The sequence below is a fragment of the Micromonospora sp. M42 genome (assembly GCF_000568915.1).
GTDB classification, from domain to species: domain Bacteria; phylum Actinomycetota; class Actinomycetes; order Mycobacteriales; family Micromonosporaceae; genus Micromonospora; species Micromonospora chalcea.
On the sequence record NZ_KK037233.1, the window covers coordinates 1530250 to 1547085 of the forward strand.

Annotated in this window: 13 protein-coding genes; 5 read left to right on the forward strand and 8 right to left on the reverse strand. The window is 75.2% G+C overall.

Annotation, left to right across the window (positions count from 1 at the left end; translation table 11 throughout):
* Nucleotides 1-677, forward strand: a 677-nt coding sequence (locus MCBG_RS06815) for a PucR family transcriptional regulator (RefSeq protein WP_043324760.1), incomplete at its 5' end; no start/stop codon positions are given.
* 26 nt (nt 678-703) lie between these two features.
* On the opposite strand, the gene MCBG_RS06820 is transcribed toward MCBG_RS06815, so the two are convergent.
* On the reverse strand, nt 704-934 hold the full coding sequence (locus MCBG_RS06820) for a hypothetical protein (protein WP_043324761.1): 231 nt from the start codon (nt 932-934) through the stop codon (nt 704-706).
* A 362-nt stretch (nt 935-1296) separates the two neighbouring features.
* Between MCBG_RS06820 and MCBG_RS06825 the strand changes: the two genes are divergently transcribed.
* From MCBG_RS06825 to MCBG_RS06835, 3 genes are read left to right on the forward strand one after another with little or no spacing between them, the layout of a single operon-like run.
* Complete coding sequence (locus MCBG_RS06825; protein ID WP_043324762.1) at nt 1297-2136, forward strand: rod shape-determining protein; 840 nt, start codon at nt 1297-1299, stop codon at nt 2134-2136.
* Between the two features lie 2 nt (nt 2137-2138).
* The gene (locus MCBG_RS06830) at nt 2139-2453 is read left to right on the forward strand and encodes a TraR/DksA family transcriptional regulator (RefSeq protein WP_030501973.1); all 315 of its coding nucleotides are present in this window, start codon (nt 2139-2141) and stop codon (nt 2451-2453) included.
* A gap of 48 nt (nt 2454-2501) precedes the next feature.
* Nucleotides 2502-3449 carry an acyltransferase domain-containing protein gene (locus tag MCBG_RS06835; protein ID WP_043324763.1) on the forward strand — a complete coding sequence of 316 codons (948 nt, stop codon included), beginning with the start codon at nt 2502-2504 and terminating at the stop codon, nt 3447-3449.
* On the opposite strand, the gene MCBG_RS06840 is transcribed toward MCBG_RS06835, so the two are convergent.
* The 6 genes from MCBG_RS06840 to MCBG_RS06865 form a co-directional block, all read right to left on the reverse strand.
* Nucleotides 3450-3998: a P-loop NTPase family protein gene (locus MCBG_RS06840; RefSeq protein ID WP_043324764.1), complete on the reverse strand. Its 549-nt coding sequence runs from the start codon at nt 3996-3998 to the stop codon at nt 3450-3452.
* A 46-nt stretch (nt 3999-4044) separates the two neighbouring features.
* Nucleotides 4045-5268: a multidrug effflux MFS transporter gene (locus tag MCBG_RS06845; protein ID WP_043324765.1), complete on the reverse strand. Its 1224-nt coding sequence runs from the start codon at nt 5266-5268 to the stop codon at nt 4045-4047.
* Between the two features lie 264 nt (nt 5269-5532).
* On the reverse strand, nt 5533-7677 hold the full coding sequence (locus MCBG_RS06850; protein ID WP_043324766.1) for a 2-oxo acid dehydrogenase subunit E2: 2145 nt from the start codon (nt 7675-7677) through the stop codon (nt 5533-5535).
* Entirely contained in the window at nt 7674-8576 is a 903-nt protein-coding gene (locus MCBG_RS06855) for a thiamine pyrophosphate-dependent dehydrogenase E1 component subunit alpha (protein ID WP_043324767.1), read from the reverse strand. Before MCBG_RS06855 ends, MCBG_RS06850 begins: the two co-directional genes overlap by 4 nt.
* Nucleotides 8573-8812: an acyl carrier protein gene (locus tag MCBG_RS06860; protein WP_223201113.1), complete on the reverse strand. Its 240-nt coding sequence runs from the start codon at nt 8810-8812 to the stop codon at nt 8573-8575. The genes MCBG_RS06855 and MCBG_RS06860 overlap by 4 nt, the downstream gene beginning before the upstream one ends.
* A complete protein-coding gene (locus MCBG_RS06865; protein ID WP_043324769.1) occupies nt 8809-9819 on the reverse strand; it encodes a 3-oxoacyl-[acyl-carrier-protein] synthase III C-terminal domain-containing protein in 1011 nt (336 codons plus the stop codon). Before MCBG_RS06865 ends, MCBG_RS06860 begins: the two co-directional genes overlap by 4 nt.
* Before the next feature lie 45 nt (nt 9820-9864).
* On the opposite strand from MCBG_RS06865, the gene MCBG_RS06870 reads away from it, so the two are divergent.
* Nucleotides 9865-12180, forward strand: a complete 2316-nt coding sequence (locus tag MCBG_RS06870; RefSeq protein ID WP_043324770.1) for a lantibiotic dehydratase — start codon at nt 9865-9867, stop codon at nt 12178-12180.
* On the opposite strand, the gene MCBG_RS06875 is transcribed toward MCBG_RS06870, so the two are convergent.
* Nucleotides 12148-16836: non-ribosomal peptide synthetase/MFS transporter (locus tag MCBG_RS06875; protein WP_043324771.1), on the reverse strand; the 4689-nt coding region annotated here is incomplete at its 5' end. The genes MCBG_RS06870 and MCBG_RS06875 overlap by 33 nt on opposite strands.

Below are 16836 nucleotides of genomic sequence, written 5' to 3' on the forward strand. Positions count from 1 at the left end.
CCGCGCCCGTTCGCCGCCTGCCGGACACGGAGGCGGCGATCAGCGCGCTGGAACGGGCCGTGTTCGACCGGCTGGGCGACCGGGACGTGCTGGTGGCCACGAAGGAGGGGCTGCTCGTGGTGATCGCCCCGGCCGACCCGGTGGCCACCGACCGGGGCCGCGGGCCGGCCGGCAACCTGGGCACGCTGATGCACGGCGAGCTGGACCGCCTGGTGCGGGGCCGGCCGTGGCAGGTGGCGGTGGGCCGCCCGCACCCCGGCGTGTACGGCATCGCCCGCTCCTACGAGGAGGCGCGGGAGGCGCTGACCACGGCGCGGCGGCTGCACTCCGAGACGTCCGTGATCGACGCGCACGACCTGCTCATCTACCGCGTGCTGCTGCGCGACCAGCCGGCCATGGTGGACCTCGTCCGGGCGGTGCTGACGCCACTGGCCCAGGCGCGCGGCGGCGCCGAGCCGCTGCTGGACACGCTGAACGAGTACTTCGCCTGCGGCGAGGTGAGCACCGAGGCGGCCCGGCGGCTGCACGTCTCCGTCCGCACCGTCACCTACCGGCTGGCCCGGGTCCGGGCGCTGAGCGGGTACGACCCCGCCGACGCACGGGACCGGTTCACGTTGCACGCCGCCGTCCTCGGCGCGCGGGCGCTGGACTGGCCGCGCAAGCCGCTGCCGGCGTGACGCTCAGGCCGCTGCCGGCGTGACGCTCAGGCGGGAACGGCCACCAGTTCCGGGAAGCCGAGCAGGTTCGCCAGGGCCGACGCCTCGTCGCGGGTGAGGCTGAGAGCCACCATCCGGTCCGGGTCGTCCGGGTCGTCGTGGACGATGTCGCGCCGGCCGCCGGTCTGGTAGTCGATCACTCCGATGCGGCGGCCCTCGTCGGTGGTCAGCGTGTGCCGGACCCCGATGCCGGGGAGGATCGTGCGTTCGATGATCACGTCAACCTCCTCGGGTCAACCATAGCTCCGGGGGGTGCCCGGACCGGTTGTCCAGTGACCGGCAATCATTCGGCCCTTTGTTGGCCGGTCGTGCGCAATGCCGGGCGCCGCATTCCGGGCGAAGCTGGAGGTCCGAGGCGGTACCCGAGTAGCGAGGAGGTGGTGACCATGACCCGCACGTCGATGGCCTCACCACCGGTGTTCGCCGGTTTCGTCGCGTCCCGGTCCGCGAGCGGCGACCCGCGGCGCGCCTGAGCCCCGGCCGCCGGCGCCGTCGAGCGAATCCGGCCCCGGCCCCCGGCCACGCCCCTCCCCCGCACCGTCCACCGCCCGGTTGGGCACCTGATCCGAAAGAGGTCGGTATGCCGCATCCCGTCACCGTCGTCCGTTCTCCGGCGCGTACCGGTCTGCTGATCGGCCGCTCCCACACCACCCGCCCGCCGGTGGGCGCCGACGCGGCGCCGATCGCCGTGGACCTCGGCAGCAGCCTGCTGCGGATCTGGCTGGGTCCGGGCCGGACGCTGAGCGTCCCGCTCGGTCACGGCCTGCGCAGCCCGGTCGTGCGGCGCGGACGGATCGTGGACGGTCCGGCCTGCGTCACCGAGCTGCGACGCATCCTGCGTGACCACCGCGCGTCGGTGCCGGTCGGCGCGCTCGTGGTCGCCTGCCGGCCGGTGCTGGCCGCGCCGGCCGAGCAGGAGGCGACGCGCCGCGTGCTCGCCGCCGTCCTCGCGCCGTCCCGGCTGCTGTTCCTCGACAGCGTCCGGGCGGGCGCCATCGGCGCCGGCGCCGCCGCCGGCACCCTGCTGCTCGCCGACATCGGCGCGCAGCTCACCGAGGTGGCGCTGCTGGAGGACGGCCGGGTCGTCGCCGCCCGCCGCGCCGAGGTCGGCACCCGCGACCTGAACCACGCGACGACCGCCGGCATGCTCGCCGACGCCGCCGCCCGGCTGGTCCGTGAGCTGCGGCAGGACCCGGCGCTGCGGCCCCTGGTCCGCACCGCCCTGGCCCGCGGCGCGATCGTCATCGGCGACGGCGCGACCCGGCCGGACGTGACCGCGCGCCTGGTCGCGAGGCTCGGCGCCGCCGTCCACCGCGCCGCCTCACCCCGGACCGCCGCCCTGACCGGCGCCGGCATGGCCGCTGTCTCGGCCCTGCGCCACCCGCACGACACCCAGCGCCGCCCGGAAAGGAGCGCCTGATCATGACGCACGCCCTGAACGACCGCACGGACACCCTGCGGGAACTGCTGGACCGGCAGTTCAACGAGTACACCGACCAGCTCACCGAGCTGACGCTGCACACGCGGCAGCCCGACCACGGCGGTCACGACCCGGACACCCTGCGCCGGCTGATCGAGGCCGCGCGCCAGGGCGTCGCGGACACCGCCCAGGCGCTCAAGCGCATGTCCGACGGCACGTACGGCGTCTGCGAGCGCTGTGGCCAGGACATCCCGACCGCCCGCCTGGAGATCCGGCCCGCGGCCCGCTTCTGCGTGCCGTGTCAGCAACGGCGCTGACGCCGCACGGGGCTGTCGGCGCGCGCGCCGGCCGGTAGCGTCGTCCCCATGGACGTGGACGACGTCGCCGGCCGGCTCGGCGTGCCCGCCGAGGAGATCGACCGGGTGCGCCGGCTCGCCGGCGACCGGCCTTCCGCGCCGCTGCCCGCCCGGGCGGACGCGCCCGCGCTGCTGCGGCGGCTCGCGGTGCGCCCCGACGACGCCGCCGAGATCATGGCGGGCTGGCCGGACCCGGAGTCCCCACTGTGGACCCCGGAGCTGCGCTGGCTGCTCGACCGCTCGATCGCCCTGGTCCGGGCCGACCTCGGCGGCTTCGCCTGGCTGCCGCCGGGCCCGGCGCTGCCCCGCGACCGGGGACCGGCCTGGCGGCACCTCTACGCCTACGCGTACCTGGCACTGGTCAACGTCGTCCGGGCGTACCACGCCGACCACGGCGTGCCCGACGAGGTTTCCTGGGCGACGCTCGCCGACCTGGGCAACAACCTCGCCGTCGACCGGCGGATGCACGGTGAGGGCTGGCCGGTCATGCAGGCATGGCTGACGCTGCACGCGCGCGGCGGCCTCTACGAGCTGGGCCGCCTGCAGCACCAGCGCGGCGACACCGGCGCCCTCGACCTGCACATCCCCGACTCGGGGCCGCTGACCCCGGCGGCGGTCGACGCGTCGCTGGACCGGGCCCGGGCGTTCTTCCCGCGCCACTTCCCCGACGAGAGCTACACCGCCTTCTCCTGTGGCTCCTGGCTGCTCGACCCACAACTGAGCGAATACCTGCCGGCGGACTCCAACATCGTCCGGTTCCAGCGGCGGTTCACGCTGGAGCCCTACCAGCAGATGGACGGGCTGGACGGCGACGTCGAGGTGCTGCGCTTCGTCTTCCGCAGCCTGAACACGCCGCTGGACCGGCTGCCCCGCCGCACCGTCCTCCAGCGCGCGGTCATCGACCACCTGCGGGCCGGCCGCCACTGGCAGTGGCGTCGCGGCCGTTTTCCGATGTAGTCACGTCCCGCGCCGGTCCGGCACCCGGCTGCCGCGCGCCAGCCAGTCGTCGAGGGCGGCCGGGTCGGTGAACAGCAGCACCGGCGGTCCGGCCGGGTCGGCCGCCCAGGCCCGCAGGCGCCGGCGCGCCCGGCCGAACCCGGTCACGTGCCACACCAGCACCGAGTCGAGGGACAGCACGCTTCCCCACGACTCCCGGTTGCCGTTGCAGATCTCCTCGCCGCTGGCCAGCCGCTGCCGCGTACGCCGCAGCAGCCGCCGGAACGAGACCCCGCGCGGGTAGTCCAGGCCGATCACCAGGTCGGCGCGGCCGAGCACCACGTCCCGCCAGCCGTGGTAGGCGCCGTCGAGGATCCAGCGGTCACGTCGGCAGATCTCCGCGATCCGCCGTCGCTGCTCGGCGACCGGCACCTCCACCCAGCCCGGCTCCCAGAGCAGATCGTCCACCGGATACCAGGGCAGGCGGTAGCGCTGCGCCAGCAGCGCGGCCAGCGTCGACTTGCCGGACCCGTGGATCCCCTCGACCAGGATGCGGGCCGGGGCGGTCATGGCAGCAGCGTAGGCGCTGCCCGCATCCCGCGCGCCGGACGGTCCGTCAGTGCGCGACCGCGACCGCCGGATCCGCCTCCAGGCCGGCGAGCTGCGACGGCCGCACCACGACCAGCAGCACCGCCAGCGCCGCCACCATCCCGCCGGCCACCACCAGCGCCATCGCCACCGCGCCGGTGCCGAGCACGCCCACCAGCGGCGCCGCCACCGCGCCCACGCCGAACTGCACCGCGCCCAGCAGGGCGGACGCGGTGCCGGCCGCCTCGCCGTGGCGGGACAGGGCCAGCGCCGGGGCGTTCGGCATGGCCAGACCCGCCGCCGCCAGCACCAACCACAGCGACACCAGCAGCGCGGGCAGCCCGCCGAAGCCGGTCGCGGCGAACACCAGCAGCGCCAGCCCGGCCACCGTGCCCCCCGCCAGCGAGGCCACCAGGATCCACTGGGAGGAGTAGCGGCGCAGCAGCCGCACGTTGTACTGGGTCGCGCCGATCAGGCCCACCGCGCCCGCCCCGAACGCCAGCCCGAACTCCTGCTCGTTGAGGCCGTACCCGTCCTGGAGGACGAACGACGAGCCGGCCACGTACGCGAACAGCGCCGCCATGGCCAGGCCGGCCACCAGGACCAGGCCGACGAAGACGCGGTCGCGCAGCAGCCCGCCGTAGTTCATCACTGTCGCCACGACTCCGCCGCGCTGGCGGCGCGCGGGCGGCAGCGTCTCCGGCAGCGCGAGCGTGGCCAGCACGACGAGCAGCACCCCGAAGACGGCCAGGACCACGAACACGCCACGCCAGTCCGTCCACCGCAGCACACCACCGCCGAGCGTCGGGGCGAGGACCGGCGCCGCGCCCATCACCAGCAGCAGCCGGGACAGCATGGTGGCGAACGCCGACCCGCTGAACAGGTCGCGCACCACCGCCATCGCGACCACTGCGGTCGCGGCGACGCCGAGGCCCTGCACGACCCGCAGGACGCCCAGGACGGCGACGTTCGGGGCGACGACGCACAGCGCCGACGCCACGATGTGCAGCAGCAGACCGGCGATCAGCGGACGGCGCCGCCCGACCGCGTCCGACAGCGGCCCGATCAGCAACTGGCCGACGGCGAGCCCGGCGAGCGTCCCGGTGAGCGTCAACTGCACCGCCGCCGACGTGGTCGCGAAGTCCGCCACGATCGCGGGCAGCGCGGGCAGGTACATGTCGATGGTCAGCGGACCCACGGCGATCAGCGAGCCGAGGACGAGCACGAGCCTCAGGCGCTGGCTGCGGCTCATCAGGTCACCCGGGGTGGGCGTCGGGGTGGCATCGGTCGTCTGGGGCGTCCCGGCCCGGTCGTGCGACCGGGCGCGGGAGGGTGCGGCACTCACACAGTGAGTCAAATGCGCCCCCGGTGATCACATTCCCGTCTCGGCGAGAGGTAACGCAGGTCACGCGCCTGCCCACCGGTGCGGCACGCCGCCGGGGCCGACGTCGCTGCCGGCGCCGGACGGGGACGAAGCGGCTGCGACGACCGCACGGCGGCCGATCCGGGGTGCCGGTCAGCGTTGCAGCACCTCGCCGAGCGCGGCCAGGTACGCCCCGGCCTGCGCCCCGTTCACGAGCCGGTGGTCGTACGCCAGCCCCAGGTCCGCCACCGCCCGCTCGCGTACCCCGCCGTCGCCGTCGAGCACGACCTCGCGGTGCACGTCCGGCACCGAGAGGGCGCAGGTGACGCCGGGCGGGATGATCGGCCGGGACACCGTGACGCCGGGTGTGTCGTTGAGCGCGACCAGGAAGTTCATGCCGGCCATGTCCTCCTCGCGGAGCCGGCCGCGCAGCGCCTTCATCCGCAGCGCGACCACGGCGTCAGCGAGGTCGCCGAGGTCCAGTCCGGCCGCGTCGCGGATCACCGGCAGGAACAGTCCGGTGCCGACGTCCACGGTGAGCCCGATCGACGGCGCTTCCGCGTCGACCACCAGCCCGTCGCCGGTGAGCCGGGCGTAGAGGGCACCGAACCGCTCGTGCAGCGCGGCCACGGCGGCGATGACGACCTCGGTCAGGCCGACCGTGGCGCCGGTCTCGTCGGCGGCGCGGCGGGCATAGGCGAGCGCTGCCGTCACGTCGACGCGCACGGCGGTGAAGGCCACCGGGATCTCCCGGTGCGAGGTGGACACCACGTCGGCGATGCGGCGCTGCGCCGGTGGCAGCGGCCGTCCCGGCGTCGCCGTCCGCGTCCCCACGGCCTCCACCTGCTCCGGGTACGCCGCAGCGGGCGAGCCCAGCGGCTCTGGCGGGGCGGGCACGGCCGACTCGGGCAGGATCCGGCCGATGGGAGCGCCCGGGGCGCAGTCGGCGCCGGCTGCCACGTCCTGACGCAGCACGCCGGCCCGCGTCGCCGCGAGTTCCTCGATCGCCTTGGACGTCTCGACCGCCGCGACCGGCTCGCCGGCCTCCACCGTGGCGCCGTCCGCGACCAGCCATTCCAGCAGCACGTAGCTGTCGTCGTTGGGGTTGAGCCGCGGTACGTCCACCGGGACGCCCGCCTGCGCCGCCGTCGTCGGAGCGGAGGGCGGCGGATCGACGGGTGACGGGTCGGTGCGCGGAACCGGAACCGCGCCGGGCACGCCCGGAGACACGCCGGCCGGAGTCGCCGGGGCGTCAGCCGGTCCGCCCCGGTAGCCGGTCGCCACCGGCGCGGCGGGCAGGCGCATGATCCGGTCCAGGATCGCGTCGGTGCCGAGCAGCACCGCCTGTTCCAGGTGCGGCGCGGACGGGATGACCCGGTCGGCGGAGCTGACCAGCTCGACCGGGCCGCGCAGCAGCGGCCACGCCTCGGCGTGCAGGCGGGCCGCGACCTCGCTCCCCCACGTGCCGCCCGCGGTGCTCTCCTCGGCGACGATCACGCCGTGCGCGCCGGCGAGCAGGTCGCGCAGGCCGTCCACGTCCACCGGGTAGAGCCGTGCCGGGACCAGCACCTCGACCGTACGTCCCCGCTCGGCGGCCCGAGTGGCGGCGGCGATCGCCCGGTTGGCGACCCCGCCCGGCGCGATGACGAGCGTCGGCGCGCCGGTGGCGTCCGGGTCGTGGACGCGGGCCCAGTTGCCGTCCGCGCCGCGCGACTCGAAGGCGAGGCGGTCGTCGACGCGGCCGTCCACGTACCGCCGCTGGGTGTAGAGGATCTTGTCCTCGAACAGCATCGCCGGTTCGTCGCGGCGCAGCGCGGCGGCCAGCACGTCGGCCGCGTCGTGCAGCGGGGACAGCTCGTACAGCGCGAGGTGCGGGATGCCGATGAAGTGTTTCTGCGGGCTCTGGCTGTGCGTCGCGCCGTAGCCGCGCCCGCCGCCGACCGGGCAGCGGATCACCACCCGCATCGGGGTGCGCTCGCCGTACATGGCGACGGACTTGGTGATCAGGTTGAGGATCGGGTCGAAGGCGAGACCGGCGAAGTCCCCGAACATGATCTCGACGATCACTGTGTCGCCGCACAGCGCCAGGCCACCCGCGACGCCGGTGATGCCGTTCTCGCTCAGCGGCGTCGACAGCACCCGGTCGGGGTAGGCGGTGGCGAGGCCCTGGGTCACCTTGAACGCCCCGCCGTACGGGTCGGCGACGTCCTCCCCCAGCAGCCAGGCCCGCTCGTCGGCGGCGAACAGCGCGTGCAGGGCACGGTTGAGGTTGCGGCTCACCCGTTCCGCGCGCGTCACGCCGCCGCTCCACGCGCGAGCGGCCGGGCCAGCACCTCGGCCGAGACCTCCGCGACCCGCTGCCGGGCCCGCGCGTCGGCGGCCGCGAACCGCTCCGGGTACGCCTCGGCGTACCGCTGGAGCCAGTCGAGGCGGCGCAGCCGGTCGAGTTCGTCGGCGGGCCGGGTGTCGTCGCCCTTGCTGTGCGGGCCGAGCCGGACCGTGTGCTGCACGAGCACGTGCGGCGTCCGGGTGGCGCGGACCCGCTCGACGTGCGGCGCGGCGGCGGCGCGTACCTCGGTGAGGTCGAACGAGCCGGACTCGCTGACGGTGATGCCGAACCCGGCGACCCGGCCCGCGATGGTGCCGGCGAGCTGCGCGGTGGTCGGGGTGGACTGGGCGATCCGGTTGTGCTCGACCACGACGAGCAGCGGCACCCGCCACAGCGCGGCCATGTTCAGCGCCTCGTAGACAGCACCCTCGCCCCAGGTCCCGTCGCCGATGTACGCCACCACGATCGCGTCCTGCCCGGTGCGGTTGAGGTGCAGTCCCACGCCGACAGCGGCGGGCAGGCTCTCCCCCTGCACGCCGGTGGACAGGAACCGGTCCCGGCGCAGGTGCTGGCTGCCGCCGTACCCGTGGCACACCCCGCCGTCGCGGCCGAGCAGTTCCGCCAGCAGGCCCTCCGGGTCGCCGCAGTGCGCCAGGTAGTGCCCGTGGCCGCGGTGGTTGCTGAACACGAAGTCCCCGGTCAGCAGCGGGGCCAGCGCGACCGGGACGTACTCCTGGCCGAGGCAGGTGTGCGTGGTGCCGGCGAGGTGACCGTCGGCGTACAGGCGCAGCAGGTGCTCCTCGAAGCGGCGGATGAGCAGCCCCGCGTCGAGGTCGGCGTCGTCGAGCGGGGCCGGCGCGGCGCTCACTCCGGCACGCCCCGCTGGGCGAGCAGCGCGCGCAGGTCGCCCACCGACCGCACGGTCCGGATCTCCCGGGGCGTCAGCGAGATCCGGTACGCGTCCTCGACGGCCACGACGATCTGGAGGTGACGCAGGCTCACCCACGCGGCGGTGGTCGCGGGGCCGGTCTGCGCGTCGACCTGGTCGACGGGCAGTTCCAGCACGTCGGCGACGAGCCGCACCAGCCGGCTGGACATGCTCATACCTCGATGATCGTACAGGCCCAGTGGGTGCCCCGGCCCAACGAGATCAACGCGACCCGGTCGCCCTCGTGCAGCTCACCGGCGTCGAGCAGGCGGCTCAGCCCGAACAGTTGGTCAGCCGCGCCGAGATGCCCGTACTCGGCCGCCAGTGCCCGGTTGGTCCGCTCCGGCGGCACCTTGTGGGCCTCGGCGAGCGACGTCATGGCGCGTTCGTTGTCGGCGACCAGGATCAGCCGCGCCAGGTCGGCGACGGTGACGCCGGCCCGCTCGCAGGCGCGTTCGGTGACCCGCACCATCCGCTCGTCGAGGTGGCGGGCGTACTGCGCGAACTGCTCGGGGTCGTAGTCGAAGAACTCCATCACGTGCCACACGTCGCGGGCGGCCGGCGGCTCGGCGCCGGGTGCGAACGGCGCCGCGGCGCCACCGCCGTCGAGCCGGTAGAACCCGGCGTAGCGGCCGTCGGTGGCGGCCTCGGTGACCTGCCAGCGCAGCCGGGGGTGCCCGCGCCGGGCCACTGTGGCCACGGCGCCGTCGGAGAACACCATCGGCTGGGTCTCCATCCGGTTCCAGTACGCCTCGCAGGTCCGGTTGGCCGCGATCACGAGCGCGGTGTCGTACTCCGGGTGGGTGGCGAACTTGCCGGCGACGGTGTCGAGGCTGAGCACGCCGGTGGTGCACGCCTGGGTGAGCAGCACCGCTTCGGCGCCGGCCGCGCCGAGCCGGTACGCCAGGTCGGCGGCGGCGTCCCAGTAGAGGTGTTCGGTGAGGTCGGTGACGGCGAGCACCAGCAGGTCCACCCGCGCGGCGGGCAGCGTGGCGGCGTCCAAGGCGCGGCGGGCGGCCCGCTCGGCGAGGTCGGTCAGGCCGACGTCCGGCGCGGCGCGGTGCACCCGCCGGTAGCCGTAGCCGAGGACGCGGTTGACGTCGTCGGTGTACTGCGCCACCACGTCGGCGACGGGCGCCGGGTCGCCGAGCGCCTCACCGAAGGACACCAGCCCGAAGCTCATGCTCGACCGTCCCGCCGCAGATCCGCCGCTGCTTACCATTCCCCCATGCCCCGAGAGCATCTCACGTCCCTGCCCGGAACCCGTTGGCACGTATGGCGTTCCGCGTTGCTCCGGTCGGCCGGTTTTCCGGCCGGCGGGATGAGCCGGTTCGCCGCTCCGGCGCTCGCGGAGGCGGCCGACCGGCACCTGCGCGGGGACGGCGACGCCGCGGAGTTCGCTGCGGCGTTCGACGCCGCCGCGGCCGACCTCGGGCAGACGGTCTACGGCATCGCCTGCGACGACGCCTTCCGTACGGCGCTGACCTGGCAGAACCCTGCGGTCCTGCTCGCCGTCGACGCGATCCGGCGCGACGGCCCGCACGCCCCGCGCAACCTGCGCCGGCGGCACCGGGAGGAGGTCGTCGCGAAGTACTGGCAGCGGTACTGCCTGAAGAACGACACGGTGGGCTTCTTCGGCCCGATCTGCTGGACCGAGCTGGGCGGCAGCGGTCCGATCGCGACGGTGCGTCCCGGCGCGGCGTTGACGCGTACCCGGAAGGTGTTCCTGGAGCGGTGGGGCCTGGACGCGCTCGCGGAGGCCTTCACCCGCGTACCAGGCGTGCGGGACTGGCTGCCGGTGCGGCTGGCCCCGCACCTGAGCCTGCGCGACCGGGTGCTGCGGCGCCCGCACCATCCACCGCAGACGCTCCCGGCGGCGACCGCCGCGCTGCTCACGCTGGCGCGGCGCGGACCGCGCGTGGCCGACCTGGTCGCCGCGCTGCTCGCGGACCCGGCGAGCGGCTTCCGCCGGGCCGCTGACGTGCACGCGCAGCTCGACGACCTGGCCGGGCGCGGCGTGCTGCGGATCGGCTTCGACCTGCCGGTCGACCTCACCGCCGAGGACGCGTTGCGCGAGCAGCTCGCCGCGATCGGCGACGACACGGTCCGCGAGCGGGTGCTCGGCGACCTCGCCACGGTGAGCGACCTGCGCGACGCGGTGGCCGCCGCCGACGGCCCGGACGCGCTGGCCGCGGCGATGTCCGCGCTGGACCGGCGGTTCGTGGAGCTGACCGGCCGGGAGGCGCGGCAGCAGCCCGGCGAGGTGTACGCCGGGCGCACGCTGTGCCACCTGGAGACGGTCCGCGACCTGGACGTCCGCTTCGGTGACGCGCTGCTGGCACGGCTCGCGCCGCTGGAACCGCTGCTGCTGTCGGTGCGGTGGCTGACCGCGGCGATCGGGCAGGCGTACGCCGACGCGCTGGCCGCCCTGTACCGCGACCTGGCGGCGGAGTCGGCCACCGCGGACGTGCCGGTGGCCGACCTGTGGTTCCTGGCGCAGGCGGTGGTGTTCGGGGCGGACCCGCCCGCCGCCGCCGTCACCGCCGAGTTCCTGGCCCGGTGGTCGACGGTGCTCGGCCTGGCCGACGCCGACTCCGACGCCCGGGAGCTGCGGTTCGACGCCGCCGCGCTGACCGAGCGGGTCGCCGCCGCGTTCCCCGCCGACGCGCCCGGCTGGGCCGCCGCCCGCATCCACAGCCCGGACGTGCACGTGTGCGCGCCGGACGAGGCGGCGCTGCTGCGCGGCGACTTCACAGTCGTGCTCGGCGAGCTGCACGTGGCGCTGGCCGCGTTCGACACGCACTTCTTCGCGTACGGGCACCCGGACCCGCAGCGGCTGCGCGACGGGATGCGCGCCGACCTGCCCGGCGGCCGGGTCCGGCTGCTGCCGCCGGTGGACTGGCCCCGGCACACCGCCCGGATCGCGGAGTGGCTGCACGGGCCCGCCGACGCTCAGCTCGGGTTCGTCGACGCGCCCGGCGCCGACCCGGACCGCCTCGTGCCGATCACGACCCTGACCGTGCGGCCGGACGACGACGGCACTCTTTCCGCGCACGCCGACGACGGGCGGCGGTGGCCGCTGCTGGAGGTGTTCGCGCCGCTGTTCGACTACCAGGTGTTCGACACGTGGAAGCTGGCCGGCAACGCCGGGCGCACGCCGCGCGTCACCGTCGACGACCTGGTGCTGGTCCGCGAGACGTGGCGCACCACTGTGGGCGAGACCGGCCTGCACACGGTCAAGGGCGAGCGGGAACGCTACCTCGCGGTACGGCGCTGGCGGCTCGCGCTCGGCCTGCCCGAGCGGATCTTCGTGCGGGTCGACACCGAACTCAAACCCAGCTATGTGGACCTGACCAGCGGCGTCTATACCCGGCTGCTGTGCACGCTGCTGCGCGGCGCGCACGCCAAGGGCGGCGACGGCGTCGGGCTCACCGTCACCGAGCTGCTGCCCGGCCCGGACGACGCCTGGCTGACCGACGGGGCCGGCCGGGCGTACGCCTCGGAACTGCGGCTACAGATCGTCGACCCGGCGCAGGTGCGGTAGCCACTCGGTGGCGTCCGCCGGCGCGTCGGGGGTCTCGGTGTCGAACCGGCGCAGCCGGCGTACGCCGTAGGCGCCGAGCGCCACCACGGCCAGGGCCAGCCCGGACACCACGAACGCGAACCCGAGTCCCCGGCCGGGGCCGGTGCCGATCAGCGCGCCGACGCTGCCGGCCAGCGCGCCGCCGGGGGCGAACATCGGTTCCAGCAGCGACCCGCTCAGCGGCACCAGCACGGCGAAGCCCAGCGGCAGCGTCGCCCAGGTCAGCGTCTGGATGATCGCCAGCACCCGGCCGTGGAACCGCTGCGGCACCTTCACCTGGATGATCGACAGGTAGATGCCGTTGTGCAGGCCCAGGCCCAGCCCCACGCCGAAGCTGCCGAGCGCCACCAGCAGCAGGCTCGGCCGGACGCCGCTGAGCACCAGGCTGACCGCCACGCCGAACGCGATGGCGATCAGCGCGGGCATCCGGCGCCGGGTCGGGCCGCCCCACACCGCGATGGCGAGTCCGCCGAGGACGGCGCCGAGCGCCTCGGCGAACGCCACGGTGCCGACCTGGCCCATCGTGCCGAACGCGAGCACCATCGGCGGCACCAGCAGCAGGCTCGCCAGGCACAGGTTGTAGAGCGAGAAGAAGCCCAGCATGGCCCGGAAGCCCGGCTCGGCCCACGTCATCCGCGCGCCGCCGATCAGCTCCGCCAGGAACGGCTCCTTGCGCCGCCGGCCGAGCAGGTCGGGGAACCGCACGGCGGCCAGCACACCGATCGCCACCACGTAGCTGACGATGTCGATGACCAGGACGCCGGCCAGGCCGATCGCGGCCAGCAGACCCGCAGCCAGCAGCGGCACCGCGAGCGAGCTGAGCCCGACCGCGAGCTGCGCGATGCCGTTGGCGTGCCCCAGATAGCGCTTCGGCACCACCTGTGGGATCGCGGCCAGGTAGGTGATGCGTTGGAACACCGACGCCGCGCCGAGCACGCACACGAGCGTGTAGACGGCCGCCAGCCCCAGCCGGTCGGTCCACAGCAGCAGCGCCAGCAGCGCCTCCGCTGTCACCGCCGTCGCGCACGCGGCCAGCAGCACCCGGCGCCTGTCGAACCGGTCCGCGACCGCGCCGGCGACCGGCAGCGTCAGCAGCGCCGGCAGGTACGCGATCACCCCGGACAGGCCGAACCACAGCATCGAGCCGGTCTCCAGGTAGACCCAGACCGGCACCGCCCACTGGGTCAGCGCCGACCCGGTCGACGAGATGAGCTGGCTGGCGGTGATCGCCAGGAACCGGCGTACGCCCGGTTGCACGCCGGTCTCGGCGGTGACCGGATCGGTGCTGGTGGCCGCCAGTGCCCAGCCGTCACCGGCGAGCTGTCGTGGCGCGGCGGACGGCGCGGCGGACGGCTCGGCGAGCCGGGGATGGGTGCGGGTGAGCACCTCGGCGAGCGCCTCGGCCCGCTGCTTGACGAAGTAGTGCCCGGCCTCGTCCAGCACCACGAGCGCTGTGGACTCGCCGAGGAAGCTCCACTCGCGGTACCGCTCCTCGTAGTACTCGGTGAGCACGTCGTGGGTGCCGACGACGGAGATCACCGGTGCGGGCACCCGGACCGGGTCGCCGTCCAGCCACTCGGTGAACCGCTCCTGCGCCTCGGCGGCCTCCCGCCGTACGTGGTGCACGAACCGGTCGACCTGCGCCGGGTCCAGGTCGGCCAGTTCCGCGCCGATCGAGCGCAGGAACGTCTCGTACCGCCGGTCCGCGCCCCGGGAGTCGGCCCAGTCGACGAGCCGGCCGAGCATGTTGTCCGGGCGGGCGGTCGGGAACACGCCCCCGGCGTAGATCGCCTCGATGGGACGTCCGCGCTCGTGCAGCCGCCGGGCGATGCCGGTCAACAGCGCGCCGCCGACGCAGTGGCCGTACAGGACCAGCGGGCCGTCCACCCGCTCCTGGATCTCGGCCACGCACCGCTCGACCAGCTCGTCGAAGGGCAGCTCGGTGTCGCGGACGCCGACGTCGTGGCCGGGGATCGCCACGGAGAACAGCGTGTGCCCGGCCGGCAGCGCGTCCGCGAGCGGCTGGTAGATGCTGGCGAGCCCGCCGCCGTAGGGCACGCACACGTACGAGCGCACCCGCTGGTCCGCCGGGACCGGCCGGGTCAGCTCGTACAGCAGCGGGCGCTGCCGCTCCTGGTCCGCCGGGGCGTCGATCAGCGCGGCCAGCCCCTGCACCGTCGGGTGCGCGAAAACGTCCATCACGCCGACGTCGACCTGCCCGTACGCCTCGCGCAGCAGCGCCAGCATCCGGATCGCCAGCAGCGAGTGACCGCCCAGCTCGAAGAAGTCGTCGTCCAGGCCGACCTCGGGCACGCCGAGCACGTCGCGCCAGGTGGCGGCAACCGTCTGCTCGACCGGGGTCACCGGGGGACGGCGCTGCGCGGCGGCGACGCCGGACGAGGGTGCGGGCAGCGCGGCGGTGTCGAGTTTGCCGTTGGCGGACAGCGGCAGCGCGTCGAGCGTCACGAACGCCGACGGCACCATGTACTCGGGCAGCCGCCGTTTCAGCGCCGCCCGCAGCTCCGCCGGGTCCGGGGCCTCCCCCGTCAGGTACGCCACGAGACGCTGCTCGGCGGGCGTGGCGCCGCGCACGACGACGGCCGCGGAGCCGACGCCGGGCTGTTCGCGCAGCACCGCGGCGATCTCCCCCAGCTCGATCCGCAGGCCCCGCAGTTTCACCTGGTCGTCGATGCGGCCGAGGAACTCCAGCGTCCCGTCGGTACGCCAGCGGGCCAGGTCGCCGGTGGCGTACAGCCGGCCGCCGGGCTCGCCGAACGGGTCGGGGACGAACGCGCCCGCGGTGAGTCCGGGGCGGTTCAGGTAGCCGCGGGCCACCTGCACGCCGCCGAGGTGCAGCTGCCCGGCCACGCCGACCGGCACCGGGCGCATCGCCTCGTCGAGCACGTAGGTCCGCACGTTGCGGATCGGCCCGCCGATCGGCACCCGGGTCACGCCGGTCAGCGCGTCGGGGGTGGCCGGCCAGGCGGTGACGTCGATCGCCGCCTCGGTGGGCCCGTACAGGTTGTGCAGCGCCGCGGACGGGATCGCGGCCACGGCGCGGCGGGCCAGGTCGGCGGGCAGTTCCTCGCCGCTGCACACGATCCGCCGCAGCGACCCGCAGCGGGCCGGGCCGGCCGGGGCGGCCGTGGACAGGAACGCGTCGAGCATCGACGGCACGAAGTGGACCGTGGTGACCCGCTCCCGCTCGATCAGCTCCCGCAGGTACGCCGGGTCGCGGTGCCCGCCCGGCGCGGCGAGCACCAGCCGCGCGCCCACGAGCAGCGGCCAGAACACCTCCCACACCGACACGTCGAACCCGATCGGTGTCTTGTGCAGCACCGCGTCGTCCGGTCCGAGCGCGAAGGCGTCCTGCATCCAGTCCAGCCGGTTGACGATCGCGGCGTGCTCGTTGACCACGCCCTTCGGCCGTCCGGTGGAGCCCGACGTGTAGATCACGTACGCCGCGTTCCCCGGCCCGGCGGCAGTGCCCCCGGCGGCGCTCGGCCGGTCCGGCGCGGTCAGCGGCAGCACGGTGCCCGGGACGGTCAGCCCGTCCGGCAGCTCGTCGGCCAGCAGCACCCCGGCGCCGGCGTCGGCGAGCATGAAGGCCAGCCGCTGCGGCGGGTGGTCCGGGTCCAGCGGCAGGTACGCCGCGCCGGCCCGGTGGATGCCGAGCAGCCCGGCGATCAGGCGGCGGGAGCGGGGCTCGTGGATCGCGACCACCGACTCCGGTCCCACGCCGTGCGCTACCAGCCGCGACGCCACCTGCTCGGCGGCGTCGGACAACTGCGCGTACGTCATCCGGGTGTCGCCGTCGACCAGCGCGACCGCGTCCGGCGTGCGCCGGGCCTGGGCGTCGAACAGCTCCGCCAGCGTGGTCCGGCGCACCGGGGCGGCGGTGGCGTTCCAGCCGGTCACGACCGCCGCGTGCTCGGTGTCCGGCATGACCGGCAGCGCGCTCACCCGGGTCCGGGGCGCCGCCACCGCGGCGGCGAACAGCAGCAGGTAGCGGTCCGCGAACGCCTCCATCGCGGCGCGCTCGAACAGCGCGGTGCGGTACTCCAGCCGCAGCTCGTCCCCGGCGATCTCCAGCGACAGGTCGTCCATGGCGCCGCCGAACGCCTCGCCCCGGCCGGTCGGCAGGTGGTGGAACGTGAGCTGGTAGAGCGGCGGCACGCCCGGGTCGCGCCGTACCGCCAGCTCCTCGACGAGCTTCTGGAACGGCATGTCCTGGTGGTCCCAGGCGTCGAGCACGACCCTGCGGACCCGGCGGACGAGGGTCAGGAACGGTGGATCGCCAGACACGTCGACGCGCAGCACCAGCATGTTCATGAACATGCCGAGCAGCGGTTCCAGCTCGGCCCGGTCCCGGCCGGCCACCGGCATGCCGACCACCACGTCGTCGCTCCCGGACAGGCGGTGCAGCAGCGCCACGTAGGCGGCCAGCTGCACCATGAACGGGGTCGCGGCGGCCTGCTGGGACAGCTCGGGCAGCGCCGCCGTCACGTCGCCGGGCAGCGTGCGGCGGACGTCGGCGCCGTCGAACGTGAGCGTCGCCGGGCGCGGCCGGTCGGTGGTCAGCGCGTGCACGGCGGGCAGGCCGGTCAGTGTCTCCCG

What these genes read in the sequence shown, in the direction of transcription:
- MCBG_RS06860 (WP_223201113.1), bottom strand. Translation starts at nt 8,812, where the DNA reads ATGAGCATGTCCAGCCGGCTGGTGCGGCTCGTCGCCGACGTGCTGGAA.
- MCBG_RS06865 (WP_043324769.1), bottom strand. Translation starts at nt 9,819, where the DNA reads ATGAGCTTCGGGCTGGTGTCCTTCGGTGAGGCGCTCGGCGACCCGGCG.
- MCBG_RS06840 (WP_043324764.1), bottom strand. Translation starts at nt 3,998, where the DNA reads ATGACCGCCCCGGCCCGCATCCTGGTCGAGGGGATCCACGGGTCCGGC.
- MCBG_RS06830 (WP_030501973.1), top strand. Translation starts at nt 2,139, where the DNA reads ATGACGCACGCCCTGAACGACCGCACGGACACCCTGCGGGAACTGCTG.
- MCBG_RS06845 (WP_043324765.1), bottom strand. Translation starts at nt 5,268, where the DNA reads ATGAGCCGCAGCCAGCGCCTGAGGCTCGTGCTCGTCCTCGGCTCGCTG.
- MCBG_RS06825 (WP_043324762.1), top strand. Translation starts at nt 1,297, where the DNA reads ATGCCGCATCCCGTCACCGTCGTCCGTTCTCCGGCGCGTACCGGTCTG.
- MCBG_RS06835 (WP_043324763.1), top strand. Translation starts at nt 2,502, where the DNA reads ATGGACGTGGACGACGTCGCCGGCCGGCTCGGCGTGCCCGCCGAGGAG.
- MCBG_RS06870 (WP_043324770.1), top strand. Translation starts at nt 9,865, where the DNA reads ATGCCCCGAGAGCATCTCACGTCCCTGCCCGGAACCCGTTGGCACGTA.